This window comes from Mesobacillus campisalis (assembly GCF_000986785.1).
GTDB lineage: Bacteria > Bacillota > Bacilli > Bacillales > Cytobacillaceae > Mesobacillus_B > Mesobacillus_B campisalis.
The window spans coordinates 1-14,038 of record NZ_LAYY01000036.1; the positions used below are offsets into that span (position 1 = coordinate 1).

Sequence of the window (14,038 nt, forward strand, 5' to 3'; positions counted from 1 at the left end):
AGTGCTTTTCGGGGCTGGACAGCCGCTTCCGCTTTTCTTATTGTCCAGCTGCAGCGGCTAGCCCCTCGAGACACTTCGGTCCATCACCTGAAGGCAAAGAACGCCTTCAACTGCTGGCCCTCCAGTACTTTTCGGGGCTGGACAGCCGCTTCCGCTTTTCTTGCTGTCCAGCTGCAGCCCCCAGCGGCTAGTGGACTTCGCTCGCCTCCCTGCGATAAGTCAACATCGAATCGCTACGCTCTTCGTGTTTCCTTTATCTCAGTCGCCGTGCTCCAGTCCATACGCCGCTGAACGGGGGCTTCCGCTTTTCTTATTCCCATTCAATAGTCGCTGGCGGCTTGCTTGTGATGTCGTACACGACCCGGTTGATGTGCGGGACTTCGTTGACGATCCGGGTGGAGATGATTTCGAGTATATCCCATGGAATCCTCGCCCAATCGGAGGTCATTCCGTCAATCGAGGTGACGGCCCTGATTCCGATAGTATAGTCGTATGTGCGGGCATCGCCCATCACGCCAACGCTGCGGATGTCAGGGAGCACCGTGAAATATTGCCAAACTTCGCGTTCCAGCCCCGCCTTCTTGATTTCATCTCTAAGAATGGCATCAGATTCCCGGACAATTTCAAGTTTTTCTTCCGAAATTGCTCCCAGCACGCGGATGCCAAGCCCTGGTCCAGGGAACGGCTGGCGCCATACGATTTCATCCGGAATGCCAAGCTCTGTGCCAAGTGCCCTTACTTCATCCTTAAAGAGTGTATTCAGTGGCTCAATCAGCTTAAACTGCATGTCCTCAGGAAGGCCGCCGACGTTGTGATGGGACTTGATCGTCTGCGCAGTAGCTGTTCCGCTTTCGATAATATCGGTGTAAAGAGTGCCCTGGGCAAGGAACTCAATTCCTTCAAGCTTTGTGGCTTCATCATCAAACACATAGATGAATTCATTGCCAATGATCTTCCGCTTTCGTTCAGGATCTGATACTCCTTCCAGCTTGCTGAGGAAGCGATCCTTGGCGTCAACCTTAATGACATTCATGTTGAAGCCTTCGGAAAAAGTCTTCATGACTCCTTCCGCTTCGCCCTTGCGCAAGAGACCGTGATCCACAAAAATGCAAGTCAGCTGATCGCCAATTGCCTTATGAATCAGCACGGCAACTACAGATGAATCTACCCCGCCGCTCAATGCGCATAAAACCTTCTTGTCGCCGACTTCCTGGCGGATTTTCTCCATCTCGATTTCAATGAAGTTTTCCATTGACCAATCGCCAGCGCATTGGCAAATGCCAAAAACAAAATTTTTCAGGAGGTCATTGCCATAAACTGAATGGCGCACTTCAGGGTGGAACTGTACAGCGTACAGACCCCGGCTTTCATCGCTCATTGCCGAAATTGGACAGGATGGGTTGACTCCATCGATTCGGAATCCTGGAGGTGCTTCCGTAACCAGGTCACCATGGCTCATCCAGACAGTCTGTTCATCTGGTGTTTCTGCGAACAGAGGGCTTTCATGCTGTAAAGTTAAAAGAGCTTTCCCGTATTCCCGGTTCTTGGCAGGCTCTACCTTTCCGCCAAAATGCATGGTCATCAGCTGCATTCCATAACAAATCCCGAGAATCGGCACGCCCAATTCAAATATCTCTTCGTCGCATCGGAACGATCCCTGATCGTAGACAGAGTTGGGTCCTCCTGAGAAGATGATCCCCTTTGGATTCATTTTTTTAATTTCTTCCGCCGTGATGGTATGGGGATGAAGCTCGCTGTACACACCAAATTCCCTGATTCTTCTGGTGATCAGCTGGTTGTACTGACTGCCGAAGTCCAATACAACGATCATTTCCTGGTCCAGCAATTCCTCTTTCGTTGACAAGTCGGTCACCTCTTCTTAAAAATAAGTGCTGTTTATCCTGTTAGTATAGCCAATGTAAATAAAAAAACTAGAATTCGCCTCCGAAATGTTCAAAGGCAGAATTCTAGTCAGGAATATGCTCCGCCTTCATAGTCAAATCATTTACGGTGATTTGGTAGAAACTTTCGATCCATATTATCGATGTTATACGAAGGAGTATACTATTAAATTACTAAAACATTGTACCAGTATAGTATTTTTCTGGTCAACCTGCTTTTTTTATCATATATTCCCATGCTTCCCTTGATTTCTGCCATGTTCCTTCCGCCAGGGTCCCGCGATAGAGGAATTGTTCATAGCAGTCTGTCAGCCTTCTCATTTCCCTGCTCGAGAAAAACTGGTCCACCTCCCAGGCATACTCGCGAAGAGTCTGGCCTGGACGCCGCCTCAGCCCATAACGTTCCAGCTGAGCCAGCAAGGCCAAATAGGCAGCAGGGAAATGCTCATCCTTTTTCCGCAATTTAAACAGCAAAATATAGTAGAAAGGAAGCCATTTCCCCCGTTTCCAATAGGCAAGAGCGGCCGCTCCGGCAAGCAGAACGATCATCCCGAAAAACGTTTTCCAGTTATTAGCCAAAAAGGACTTCGCGCTCTTCCTCCACCCATCTTGTGAACCTGCAGCGGAGGCTGCTTCAGGCTCGAGTTCTTCCCGTTCAGGCTGAAGGGGAACAGGCGCTGCTGCCTCTTCTGTTTCTTCCGTATCTGCCGGAACCTCGGAGTTTTCCTCAGTTTGGAACACTACATTATTGGAAAAGCCCTGGGTTGGTTCAAAAGGCACCCATCCAACCTCGGGGAAATAGACTTCTACCCAGGAGTGCGCATTGTTATTGGTCACTTCATAGACTCTTGTGCCTGATTCAAGCGTCTCCACGTACTCTCCATCCGTATATCCTTTCACCCAGCGGGCAGGAATATCGAGAGTCCTGAGCATGACTGCCATCGAGGTGGAAAAGTTATCGCAATAGCCCCGCTTCGTCTCAAACAGGAACTGTGCGACATAGTCTTCATCTTCTTCCGGAATGGCGACATCAACCTGGTCATAGACAAAACCATTATTACGAAAATACTTCTCTACCGCCTGGGCTTTTTCATACCAGGTTTCAAGCCCGTCTGTCACCTCCAGGGCCAGTTCCCTGATTGCAGGAGGCAGGTCCTCGGGGAGCTGGGTATACGTATTGTGGATAGAATGAGCATACTCGTCATCATCCTCCACGGAACTATCCTGCAGGTCCTTCACCCGGAAGGCGGGCTTTTCGTATTCTACGGTATATGATGCAGGGGCTTCGGGTTCAAAATCCTTCAATGAAGTAATTTTTCCTGTCTGCCGGTTTAACCTGTAGAGGTAAAATTCATCTGTGACAATTTTTCTTACACCATGTGGGTATTGGATATGGGCATAGTCCACTTCATTATGGACGGTACTTCTAAGCACCTCGTCTTGATTCCCGTAAAAGGACATAATTGGCGGTGGAGTTTCCCCGCTGAACTCCAGGTGGGAAGGATGTTCCCCTTTAGTGGAGACCCACCCTTTCCCGGTGTATACATCCTTTGTTTCTACCTTCCAATAATGCCTCTCTTCCACCTCTGCGGTAAATACCAGTGAATCATCGCCAACAAACGGCCCGCCCAGGCTGGAATCATTGCTGCCATAGCCAACGCGTTTTGCTGTGCCTCCTTGTTCCGTGCCGCTTCCATCATTCATTGACTGGATAAATGGAACGGGGTCGGGCCAAATTGGATTGGCTTTTGGCGCGGTCCACGCAATCAGGGTACTTCCAGCAATCATCACCACCAGCGGAATAATCCATTTTCTAGCGTGCAGATGGCCGGAAGGGAGCCTTTCTTTTTCAGCCAGCCGATAAAACGCCAGCAATCCAAGAATAGCGAAGCCTGCAACAACCACTCTTAAAATGGCGGCATCCCCTTTATAGGCAGTAAACGTGTCAATCACAGTAATAAAAACAACTGTCATCAAGAAAAACAAAAGAATCCGCTTCCTGTTTAACAACCAGTAATCGATTAGATAGGTCACCAGCCAGATCAGGATGAAAAACAGCAAGGTCCTGAATGGATTGGACATCTCCGCCCACTGGCCATTCCAGACTGCACCCAAATTTGCCTGTGCATCCTCCAGAAACAAGCCCAGCCATGAAAGATTAAACACTTGCCCTTGATAGTGGATTTTGGCGATGCTGTACAATATGTAAATCATTTTGGCCAATGAGGCCAAAACACTCCAAACACCAAGGAACGAAAGCGAAAGGGACATAAAGACGAACCCCAGGAAAGTACCGATATGTCCTGTTTCAGTCAGCTGCTGAACCGGCCTCAGCCACTCCCACAGGAGGACAAAACTTAACGCATATAAACTAAAGGAGGCAGTGCCCCTTTTTTTCTGCAGGTCGCTCATCCACTAGTCACCTCCGAGAATGCCTCGGCAAAATGTCCTTCATGTACAGCGAAAACCCGAATCCCTCTGGAACGGGCAGCTGTTTTTAATGACAGCTCAGACCCTGAAACAGGCTCCTGGTTGTTTTTCACCAAAAATATGGTTACCGACCCATGGCCCTTTGAACTGTAAACGGCTTTATCAATTAGCCTCTCTGTCAGCTTGGCGGTTATGAGCATCAGCGTATTCTGTCTGCCGGCGAAGCTTTCCGCTGCAAGCACCTGTTCGAAAGGAACCGAGCTATCCGCTTTAATTTTTGCCAGATGGTATAGGAGTTTATGCTGTTGTTCCTCTCCGCCCCGCATCGGGAGCATCGATCGTTCACCACTGACTGTCAACAGACCAACTTCCACACCTTTTCGCAGCATCGCCCTCAGCATAGAAGCACCAAAGGTTACGACGGCTTCGAACTGCGGGACATCCTCGCAATCCATCAGCACAAGCACTTCATGGGATTGGCGCTGTTCGAATTCCTTTGTCATAAAATCGTTCCGCTTAGCTGACGCCTTCCAGTTTATCCATGAAAAGCGGTCACCCGGCTGGTATTCGCGGACTCCAACCGACATAGTCGAATCTCTCGAGATCCGCTCATTCGAACTGGCCGCCCCCTGGTCGAAGCGGTTTTCAAAAGGACGGTAAACCATTTCTTCATAGGAGGGATACACAAGGATTCTATCCTCAAGCGGCAGGACCTTTTCCCGCTCCGCCAGTCCCAGCAAATCGCCAGTCTTCAGGCGTATCCCCCGCAACACATGCTCTCCTCTCGGGATATTTTTGACCGTATAGTCAAGAGTGAATGTCTTTCTGAAACCGGGAAAAATAAGTCTCCTCGCTTCTTTCATTCGGCTCTCCGGCAGGGAATCATCGGCCATTTCTTCCACGATTAAATAAAATAGCGGAAAAGCTGCCCCCCTTTTCAGGGTAACCCGGACTTTGACCGGTTCTCCAGCGACAAACTCCCGGTGACTAAATGTCCTCTCCCCGCTGAAGCGGCCCAAAGGATACAACGACACTCCCAATGCAAACAAGGCAAAGGGAAGAAAGCTGTAAAACAGGAACCAGCTGACGAAACCGCCCTGGAACATGGCATAGGAAAAGGCAAAGAGCATTAACACCAGCAGGAACATCAGCTTCCATATTTCCTTGAAGCGCCCAAATAAGGATCTCATGCTACTTCACTAGCCTTTGTACTGGAACCGGAACTCTTGCAAGGACACGGTCGACCACTTCCTCTGTGCTGATTCCCTCAAAGCGCGCTTCCGATTTCAGGATGATCCGGTGGCAAAATACATAGGGAGCAAGATATTGAACATCATCGGGCAGGACATAGTCCCTTCCCTCCATAAAAGCATAAGCCTGGGAGGCTTTCATCAGGGCAATCGAACCACGAGGACTGACTCCAAGGTATACACTGGCATGGTCACGGGTCCTGGCGGCCAAATCAACAATGTAGCGCGTGATCGATTCGTCAACAAAGACATGTTTAACCTCTTCCATCAGCTGGCGCAGCTCGGCTATGCTCACGACCGGCTCCAATTCTTCAATCGGCGCTGTCTTTTGTGCACGTCTAAGCACTTCCATTTCATCATCTATTCCAGGGTAGCCCATTTTCATTTTCAGCAGGAAACGGTCAAGCTGCGCTTCAGGCAGTGGGTATGTTCCCTCATATTCAATAGGATTCTGAGTAGCCATGACAAAAAACGGCTTGTCCAGCTTATAAGTAACCCCGTCCACCGTCACGCTATGTTCCTCCATGCCTTCAAGGAGGGCTGACTGTGTTTTGGGCGATGTCCGGTTGATTTCATCAGCCAGGATGATATTCCCGATAATCGGGCCAGGACGGAACTGGAACTCCATTTCTTTTGGATTGTAAATGGAAACACCTGTTACATCGGAGGGAAGCAGATCAGGGGTAAATTGAATTCTGCGGAACTCGGCGCTGACAGATTTCGCTAAAGCACGAACCATCATCGTTTTTCCAACGCCAGGCACATCCTCAAGCAGAACATGCCCGCCTGAAAGGAGCGCCACTAAGCTTAGTTGGGCGACCTCCTTCTTTCCCGTCATAACCTTTTCTATATTTTGAAGTATCTGTTCAATTGCAGGATTGGTTCGATTGCTCATTCAATTTCCTCCCATTTCCTTTTTATAGCAAAGCACTAGGCAGTTTTTCCCGTAAGATACACTCTTCATTATAACCTATATTTCCACTATTTTCTGTAAAAAACAGCTCCCTCGCTCCCTTTAAATAACAAAAAGAAAATCCCCCCTCGGGAAGATTTTCGTTTAGGCATAAGCAGATTTATAACAGGCTCTGATTCATGCACCGTGCAGTGGAAGGAAGACCTTGCTCATGTGCATTTTTCCTCCCAATCTTACCTAAATATTCCAAATGATTTGAAAAATCAGGAGAAAATGATTAAACGCGTTTTTGAAGGATTTCCGCCTATTGGAGGAGTTTCCTTCGGTTCTCATAGGGAAAAGGGAAAGCGGGACACGCCGGGTGTTTTTCTTAGGCATGCAGCCGAGAATTAAGGAGGTGGAGGATACCGGATTTCCAAGGTTAATGGAATGATTGAATACATACTTTCAGAGAGATAGGAGCGTTTAAATGAATTACATAAAGCTTTATGCAGCCGTGGCTGCCGTTATTTTTGTATTTAGTTTCTCACAGTTGAAAGTCGAGGCTTCCCAGTTATTGAGACAGGGTTCCGCAGGTTCCGATGTGACTTATATTCAATCTGTTCTCAAGAAAATGGGGTATTTCAACACAAGCACGACTGGATTTTATGGCAATGTGACGGCTAGCGCCGTGGAACAATTCCAGCGGGACTTTGGCATCCCGGCCACAGGACAAGTCGGTCCCCAGACCACTGCCATGATTAACAATGCCGTGAGAATGGCCCATGTTGTTCACGGGGAAGCGAGAGGCGAAAATTACGAAGGGCAAGTTGCTGTGGCGGCAGTGATTTTAAACCGTGTAGAATCAAAAGAATTCCCTGACAGCATTGATCAAGTCATCTTCCAGCGCAATGCTTTCACTGCGGTCAATGACGGGCAGTACTACCTTTATCCTGATTCTTATGCCTACCATGCTGTAAAAGATGCCTTTCTTGGATGGGACCCATCCTACGGCGCCGTTTATTACTATAATCCGGGAATCGCGACAAATCAGTGGATTTTCACTAGGACGACAATAAAAGATATCGGAAATCACCGATTTGCCTATTAATTTCGGGCTAAATAGAAGCTTCCAGGGCTGCAAATGGAAGCTTCTCTTCATATAGGTGCTGCTCATTGTCATCGTCCGTTCAGCCTATATCGTAATGATTTCAATATTGCCAAGCAACTCGGCAATTTCCCGCTCTCCCTCTACTGCCCACTTCGATTTCTCCTGTATCGGCCCATCTTTATCGACTGGACTTTTAAATTGTTCCATGCCCGTTGTTGTGAGGACAGCGCTGTCTTCCTGATCGATGTCTGTATCGGCGATATGATTGATCACAAATGGAGTACCAAAGACCACCCTGGCGTCGTTGTCGTCCAGGTTTCCATCCGCCACATCGAACGGGACGCGCAAATAGATGGTTTCCCCGTCTTCATCAGCGAGGGTCTTATCAAACATTCCGTGGTCATAGTCCCAATTTCCGCCGATATCGAATCCATGACTCTCGAATGCATCCACTATATCGGCATATCGCGCCCCTTTTCCTTCCAGTTCTGTCTCAAGTTTTATCATTGTCTATCCCTCCTTTTTTCATTTCTGTTTACCCGAACATAAATCTGTTAAAACGGGAGGGAGGAGCCAGTCCCAAAAAACATAAGCCACTGCAGAATAGAAGGCGCTCTTTGCTTTCAATTCTGCAGTGGCTTATTACCTGGCTGGGCTTATCGCCGAACAGCAAAAACAAGATTCTATTTAGTAACCCATTTAGCATTGTCGATTTTCAAACTTAATTTGTAGATATTTCTCGGGAAATTGTTGAATGATGAAAGATAATGAAACAAATTGTTGGACTTATGTTTTTGTCCATTTACATTTTTTGTATATATCATCAACATTCGTTCATATCGCCCGGCGATACAATGGTTAGCCCTTTGGGGCCTGTCATTTACGGAATAAGGAGAAAAGCGCACTCCACTTCCCTTGTGGTCTTTGTATCGCTTCTTCCAGCCGCCTATTAAAATCATTTTGCGAGTTCCATTCTTCTTTCTGCTCTTCCCGTATACTTTGTATTTCCTTCTGCAATTCTTCACTTTTTTGTTTTTCCTGTTCCAGCAAGGCTTCATAATAGGCATTTTGCTTTTCGGTCAACTTTTCAATTTTAACATTCGTTTTTTGCGCTGAATTGCTAATGGTGGAGCTTATGGCATGATGGTCCTGCTGCAGTCGGGAAACCGATTGCTTTAGCAGTGCCATATCGCTTTTCAGCTGGACATTCATTTCGCGGGCGGCTGCGAGTTCATTGAATACAAACATCAGGGCTTCTTTTAATTGATTGGGGTCTTGAGGAAGTTGGTCATATGTATCGGTTATCGCAACCTCCGATCCACTGGGTTGTGCCAGCTTTTCTTTTTGTTGGGATACAAGGTCTTTGGCCGTATCGTCCAGGGGCTTGTCCGTATCGCGCAGCGCTATAAGCGCTGCAATGTCCGATTGAACAAAGATACGCCGGTCGCCATCCTTTAAAAATTCATATCCATTCCGTTCTAATATTTGGCCATACTTGCGAACAGTAGGAGTGGCAATCCCCACTTCCTCTGCTACTTCCTTGGAAGAGAAAGCTCGTTCATTCGGTTGTATATCACGTCGCATATCGGGCCTCCTTTCCTTTTAAATATGAGGGTTTTCAGAACGAATTGCAAGGGTTATATCGCCCAGCGATATACAAAAACGACCTAGAACAGACAGGTATGCCGGATACAGCATATCACTCTCTAATCTAGGCCTTGTTTGACAACATTATCTGTTTCTGAAAAGGATCACCTTTTCCTGAAACCCTTTTATATGTTTTTACACTGGACCTTTGGTGATCCCTGTAAGTTTGAAATTGATGGCAAAGATTTTTGCATTGATATCGGCGATTCCAAATTGCGCCAACCTTTTGGAATGCTTGTCTAAATACTTCGAGGCTGTTTCTTTTGAAAGATAGATTCCTCCGGCTTCGTTTGTTTCAGGGCTTTCAGTCCAGATTTTCCATAGGAAGCCCTCTTCCTCATTAATACTTTTTGCCAGGCCGGAAAAAGCCTCCGCCATTTCATCACCAAAAGGTCCATCCATCTTGAAATCCACTTGTAATACGTACGCCATTGTCGTTCTCCTCTCGTTATTTTTTAGCGATAATATACTTTTCCCCAAGAATCTCCTTCATATGATATTCATCGAGGTACAGTTCTTTTTCAATAAAGCCTTTTACCTCTGATTGTTCCAGATCGTACATCACTTCGATTTCTTTTGAAAACAGAAGTTTTTCTTTTTCAAGCAAGCTGGAAAGGGATGGCTGTTGCCTTGGCTGCAGATCTTCCTTATCCAGAACCTGCTTCAGCCCGTTAACATAGTACTCAAACGGACGGCCGCCAACAATTTTTACTCCTTTATTTTCCTCATTGATCATAATGATGGTGGGAAATCCCCTGACTCCCAGGCTTCTCGCAAGGGCAAAATCTTCATTCAGCCATTCTTGCCCGATTTCCTTTTCTGCTTCATGAACAATGGCTTCTCCATCCAGCCCCAATTCCTGGACAATTTCAACCATAACTGACCTCTCAGCAATATTTTGATTGAAAGCGAACAGTGCTTCTCGTGCACGCCGTAAATATTCATTTGCCAGAGTGCTGCCATGTTGTTTTTGAATGACTTTAAACACTCTGGACGGTGGATAGGAGGAATGAACCGGATTATCAATCATCAGTGACCCGTCAATTGGCATTCGGGAAAACTCTCCTACCTCCCTCCAATGGCCTGCAACATCCGCCGGACCTGAAATTCCGTTTGCAGGATCAACAGGACCGTCCCCCCATTTTTCCAATAACCCGCCCATTACTGTATGACTGTTTAAATAGTGTCCGTATTGCTCGATAAAGCGGCGGAGAACGGGTTCGATTGCCCAGCAATGGGAACAGATGGGATCCGTTACATAATAAAGATTGATAGTTTTGTTCGGTGCATTAAAATCCACCATCTCCATATCTTCTCCTCCTGCCACACCACATACCCCTGTTTCTGTATCACAAATCATATTTGGTTTTTTCACCTTGCAGTTCCCCCTTTATATTGATTAATGTCAACCCCATTTGCTTTGTAATTGTATCTTAGTTCATAATGAATACCATATACACCAATAGATTATGAGAATTGTCGTTTATCCAACACATTGGAAATATTGTTGAAAAAATGGGAGGAAGTTTCGAAGTGACCCAAACAAAGACGGACCCCCGAATCCTGCGTACCCGGAAATTAATCATGGATTCCTTTATTGAACTATCAGGCAAAAAGGAATTTAAGGATATTACTGTAAAAGACATTACGGCGGAAGCCATGATTAACCGGGCAACCTTCTATTATCATTTTGAGGATATTTATGATTTGCTTGAAAAGGTTTTATCGGAAGTCTTATTGATCAACTTAAATGGGAATGCATTTGAGGATGGTGAACTGAGTGAGAGTACGCTAGCCAGTATCTTTAAAGCGATAACGGAATTCCAGCTATCCCTGTCCAACCGATGTCACAGAGGGTATGAGGATACCATTGCCCGCATTGTCAGGGAGCAGCTCGAAATCATTTTTTACAGAATGCTGTTAAAACAAAACCGCTTGGAAGAGGATGAATCCCTTAAGATAACAGCTGTGATTTTAAGCTGGGGGATTTACGGAGCTTCCGTGGAATGGAGAAGGAACAGCACTATTACGCCGCCGGAAGAGTTTATTAAAAAAGCCATGCCATACATCATGTCAGGCATTAAATCGGCCTCCGAAAACAAGGGAAATTAACAAAGCCGAGTTCAAATTCGAACCCGGCTTTGCTTCATAGTTGTTTTCGTTATGTCTGCCACCCCTTAGCAGTATGAATTACCTTCCTGCCAACATTAATCCAATTTGGGCCATTAATGTACTGCCGATATACGTTCCGCTAAAAACAAAGACAGCCACAATCGCAACTTTCCAGGAAGTATTCTTTAAGTCAACCAACCTGTTGGCTACAGAAATCCCGGCAAAGGTCAGGATCGGTGTTGTGATGGAAAGGAAATCCACCGCTTGGATCGCTTGCACAAAAAAGTCGGAAATCAAGCACATTACAAGGGATGTAATCGAAACCCACCCTAATACTGGAAATTCCCTAATAAATGTAACGGGGGATGATTTTAATTTTTCCGAGATGAGAATTCCAATCATCGAGAAGACCCATAGTACAATCAGGCCCGCAAGAGTCATTCCGGTGACTGCCATTGAATCGGGGTTTTTCAAATGCTTGATAAATTGTGTGAACAAGATAAGGCCAAGACTCAATAAAATGATCAATCCGTATTTAATATAGGAATTACGCAGCATGTTTTGCATGTTTATCACCTCGGACGAAAAGTCTGTACATCAATTGCTGTAACGGAGCCGCAAGAAATACCATTGTAAAGGTACCCAGGAAACTGGTGAGCAGCTGGCTCGCGGATGCATAAGCTAAAATTGTGCTTTCCATTTCTGGTACTTGTGCAACAAGAGAAGCCGACGAGGCACTCATCATACTTCCTGAGCCCATTCCCGAAGCCATTGCCAGGGCCTCGATACTGAAGCCAAAGTGAAGCAGGAGCGGTGCAAATATACTGAAGAAAATCGTGCCAAATAATGTACCGATAATATAAAGGGATAAGACCCCTCTTCCTTCATCAGAATCCAGAGTGTATTTTTCCGAGATATACGCAAGTTCCCCTTCACGGCCAATTCCTAATGTAGCTCCAATCGCTTCGCGTCGCAGCCCAAGCAAAAGGGCAACAGGCAGACCTAATAGCACAGTCCCAAGGTTTCCAACTTCCTGGGCGATGAATACCCAGCCAATCTGAAGAATTTCACCGAATTTAGGGGCAACGTCCGCCCCATACCTAGCCATAAGTGGCAGCATTATGAAAATCAGGTATTTTCCTGCAAAATCAACATTCTCTTTACTGTACACCTTTTTCCAAAAGCCTTTGCGAAACAAATTCAGACCTAGGACCATCGTAATGATAATGGCAAATACAAGCGGCAATAAGCCAATTGAAAAACTGCCAACCATTACGCTTTGAAACCCGATCATTTCAGCAGCAGTTATGACTGCTAGTGCGAATAGAATGAGATAAATAAAATTTTTCTTCATGTTAGATTCCTTTCTTATCCGGGATCAGTTCATTCATTAATTCGATATAATCTTCATAGCTTCTTCTATACAATTTCGAAGGGTCAATGTTCCCATTCATTTTTTCAAATACCTGTGCTAGGAATCTGGGGAATATCTCGAAAATAAATTCCGGATCGACATGAATAAAGTCATCTCCATGAATTGTCCCCTTAAAGCCGCTGTAACCAATTTGAATGCAAGGAATCATATAGGACAGGTCGCCAATATCTCCAGCCGCACTAATGGGATCATCATTGAACAGCACATCAATTTCATCGTTTTCTTCAAATGCACTCCAAACAAATTCCGATAAATAACGATTTTGTTTAAAAGGCAAGTAACCCATCTGTGTAGAAACCTCTACATCTCCTTGTAGGGCTCTCGCACTACCCTTTGCCGCATCATCGAGCTTATCTGCTGCTTCCTTCATATATTCAACCGATAAAGTTCGCAAATCTGTCCCTACGGTAATAGCGTTTGGAATCACATTGGTTGACATATCTGATTCCAGCACAATCGGATTAATCCTTACCTTTTCTGCATCCTTAAGCTGTTGCCGGCTTAATCCGACCGCGACGTTAAACAAGGTAGACATGTTATAGGCATTTTTTGAAGAAAACGGATCGAACCCTGCATGGGTGGCTTTTCCGATAAATTTATATTTCTTGTACAAAAATCCAGCCAAATCGCAGTTAGTATTTATCGTTCGCTTTTCAAATTCTCCCCCAATGGCATGGACACAGATGCCAAGGTCAATATCATTAAAAACGCCAAGCTTCATCGCCTCCGGCTTACCGCCATAATGAGTGATCTTGTCTTGCTGTATTAACTGGTCGCGGAAAGCGAGATCCAAATACTCCTCAGCAGGAACAAAGATAAAGGATATTTTATAGTTATAATCCTGATAATTTTTAGACTTCACAAAATATTTGTATAAAGCAAGTGCGATGCCAACCTGTGTATAATGTCCACAGTTGTGTGCAGCGCCCGTCTTTTTGTCGGCATACATATGCGATGGGGCATACACCGCATCTAATTCTGCTATAAACGCTATGTGTAAATCCTTTTCCTGATTGCCCAATGTGGTCTTAATACCAGTCGTGCTGAACTCTTCTATCCGAACATCGGGATTCATCTGTTTTAAACACTCAATAATCTTTTCTTTCGTTCTTTCTTCTTTATATCCCAGCTCTGGATGAAAATAGATCTCTTCCGCCACTTTTTTAATCTCTTTATATTGTTTTTTGAAAATCATTTTCGATTCTCCTTTGTATCGGCATGAATCTTTCTTTTAATTAATTAGTTTTTCTACCCCTTAAT

14 protein-coding genes and 1 riboswitch are annotated in these 14,038 nt (G+C 45.6%); of the genes, 3 read left to right on the forward strand and 11 right to left on the reverse strand.

From position 1 onward, the window contains the following. Positions 1 to 291: hypothetical protein (locus WQ57_RS26910; RefSeq protein ID WP_162200619.1), on the forward strand; the 291-nt coding region annotated here is incomplete at its 5' end. Positions 292 to 310: 19 nt separating this feature from the next. Here the strand turns inward: WQ57_RS26910 and guaA are convergent. The 4 genes from guaA to WQ57_RS20245 all read right to left on the reverse strand — a co-directional run bounded on the left by guaA (position 311) and on the right by WQ57_RS20245 (position 6,476). Beyond that, positions 311 to 1,864, reverse strand: a complete 1,554-nt coding sequence (gene guaA, locus WQ57_RS20230; RefSeq protein ID WP_046525588.1) for a glutamine-hydrolyzing GMP synthase — start codon at positions 1,862 to 1,864, stop codon at positions 311 to 313. A gap of 109 nt (positions 1,865 to 1,973) precedes the next feature. Next, a riboswitch (purine riboswitch) is annotated at positions 1,974 to 2,075 on the reverse strand. A gap of 33 nt (positions 2,076 to 2,108) precedes the next feature. Next, the gene (locus WQ57_RS20235) at positions 2,109 to 4,313 is read right to left on the reverse strand and encodes a transglutaminase TgpA family protein (RefSeq protein ID WP_046525589.1); all 2,205 of its coding nucleotides are present in this window, start codon (positions 4,311 to 4,313) and stop codon (positions 2,109 to 2,111) included. Further along, complete coding sequence (locus WQ57_RS20240) at positions 4,310 to 5,521, reverse strand: DUF58 domain-containing protein (protein WP_046525590.1); 1,212 nt, start codon at positions 5,519 to 5,521, stop codon at positions 4,310 to 4,312. The genes WQ57_RS20235 and WQ57_RS20240 overlap by 4 nt, the downstream gene beginning before the upstream one ends. Before the next feature lies 1 nt (position 5,522). Continuing rightward, positions 5,523 to 6,476: an AAA family ATPase gene (locus WQ57_RS20245; RefSeq protein WP_046525591.1), complete on the reverse strand. Its 954-nt coding sequence runs from the start codon at positions 6,474 to 6,476 to the stop codon at positions 5,523 to 5,525. A 487-nt stretch (positions 6,477 to 6,963) separates the two neighbouring features. Here WQ57_RS20245 and WQ57_RS20255 point away from each other — a divergent pair, with 487 nt between their 5' ends. Beyond that, positions 6,964 to 7,584 (forward strand): cell wall hydrolase, encoded by a 621-nt coding sequence (locus WQ57_RS20255; RefSeq protein WP_046525593.1) that lies wholly within the window; start codon positions 6,964 to 6,966, stop codon positions 7,582 to 7,584. Positions 7,585 to 7,668: 84 nt separating this feature from the next. Here the strand turns inward: WQ57_RS20255 and WQ57_RS20260 are convergent, their stop codons facing one another. From WQ57_RS20260 to WQ57_RS20275, 4 genes are all read right to left on the reverse strand, one after another. Next, positions 7,669 to 8,091, reverse strand: a complete 423-nt coding sequence (locus tag WQ57_RS20260; protein ID WP_046525594.1) for a YugN family protein — start codon at positions 8,089 to 8,091, stop codon at positions 7,669 to 7,671. A gap of 369 nt (positions 8,092 to 8,460) precedes the next feature. Continuing rightward, positions 8,461 to 9,168 (reverse strand): hypothetical protein, encoded by a 708-nt coding sequence (locus WQ57_RS20265; protein WP_046525595.1) that lies wholly within the window; start codon positions 9,166 to 9,168, stop codon positions 8,461 to 8,463. A 198-nt stretch (positions 9,169 to 9,366) separates the two neighbouring features. Continuing rightward, positions 9,367 to 9,663 (reverse strand): monooxygenase, encoded by a 297-nt coding sequence (locus tag WQ57_RS20270; protein ID WP_046525596.1) that lies wholly within the window; start codon positions 9,661 to 9,663, stop codon positions 9,367 to 9,369. A gap of 16 nt (positions 9,664 to 9,679) precedes the next feature. Beyond that, positions 9,680 to 10,606 carry a DsbA family protein gene (locus WQ57_RS20275; RefSeq protein ID WP_046525597.1) on the reverse strand — a complete coding sequence of 309 codons (927 nt, stop codon included), beginning with the start codon at positions 10,604 to 10,606 and terminating at the stop codon, positions 9,680 to 9,682. A 158-nt stretch (positions 10,607 to 10,764) separates the two neighbouring features. Between WQ57_RS20275 and WQ57_RS20280 the strand changes: the two genes are divergently transcribed. Then, complete coding sequence (locus WQ57_RS20280) at positions 10,765 to 11,343, forward strand: TetR/AcrR family transcriptional regulator (protein WP_046525598.1); 579 nt, start codon at positions 10,765 to 10,767, stop codon at positions 11,341 to 11,343. 78 nt (positions 11,344 to 11,421) lie between these two features. On the opposite strand, the gene WQ57_RS20285 is transcribed toward WQ57_RS20280, so the two are convergent. From WQ57_RS20285 to WQ57_RS20295, 3 genes are read right to left on the reverse strand one after another with little or no spacing between them, the layout of a single operon-like run. Then, positions 11,422 to 11,910, reverse strand: a complete 489-nt coding sequence (locus WQ57_RS20285; RefSeq protein WP_046525599.1) for a hypothetical protein — start codon at positions 11,908 to 11,910, stop codon at positions 11,422 to 11,424. Continuing rightward, positions 11,891 to 12,697 carry a DUF3100 domain-containing protein gene (locus tag WQ57_RS20290; RefSeq protein WP_046525600.1) on the reverse strand — a complete coding sequence of 269 codons (807 nt, stop codon included), beginning with the start codon at positions 12,695 to 12,697 and terminating at the stop codon, positions 11,891 to 11,893. The genes WQ57_RS20285 and WQ57_RS20290 overlap by 20 nt, the downstream gene beginning before the upstream one ends. A 1-nt stretch (position 12,698) precedes the next feature. Beyond that, positions 12,699 to 13,973, reverse strand: coding sequence for a M20/M25/M40 family metallo-hydrolase (locus WQ57_RS20295; protein ID WP_046525601.1), 1,275 nt, complete (start codon positions 13,971 to 13,973; stop codon positions 12,699 to 12,701). Positions 13,974 to 14,038 lie beyond the last annotated feature (65 nt).